The sequence below is a fragment of the Agrobacterium sp. a22-2 genome (assembly GCF_012276985.1).
GTDB lineage: Bacteria > Pseudomonadota > Alphaproteobacteria > Rhizobiales > Rhizobiaceae > Allorhizobium.
Window position 1 is genome coordinate 1 of the sequence record NZ_JAAXMM010000134.1, and the last position, 379, is coordinate 379.

General features: G+C 53.6%; 1 protein-coding gene. It reads left to right on the forward strand.

The genetic code is table 11. The features are described 5' to 3' along the window. A partial coding sequence (locus tag HFC70_RS26745; RefSeq protein WP_168476326.1) for a helicase HerA-like domain-containing protein occupies positions 1 to 379 on the forward strand: 379 nt, incomplete at both ends.

The following is a 379-nucleotide window of genomic DNA, read 5'->3' on the forward strand; positions in this document are numbered from 1 at the left end:
CTGCTGGATAAGATTGAGCAGGTGATAAGGCTTATTCGCTCAAAAGGCGTGGGCGTCTGGTTCGTTTCGCAAAACCCGTCAGATATTCCGGATAATGTGCTCGGGCAGCTAGGTAATAGCGTTCAACACGCTTTGCGGGCTTTTACGCCCAAAGATCAGAAAGCAGTAAAAGCTGCGGCGCAAACCATGCGGGCCAATTCGGTGTTTGATACCGAAAAGGCAATCCAGGAACTGGGGACCGGCGAGGCGTTAATCTCGTTTCTCGATGCGAAAGGAAGTCCTTCAGTGGTGGAACGGGCGATGGTGATTGCCCCCTGTTCGCGAATGGGGCCGGTGACGGAAGATGAGCGTAACGGCCTGATTAATCACTCCCCGGTGT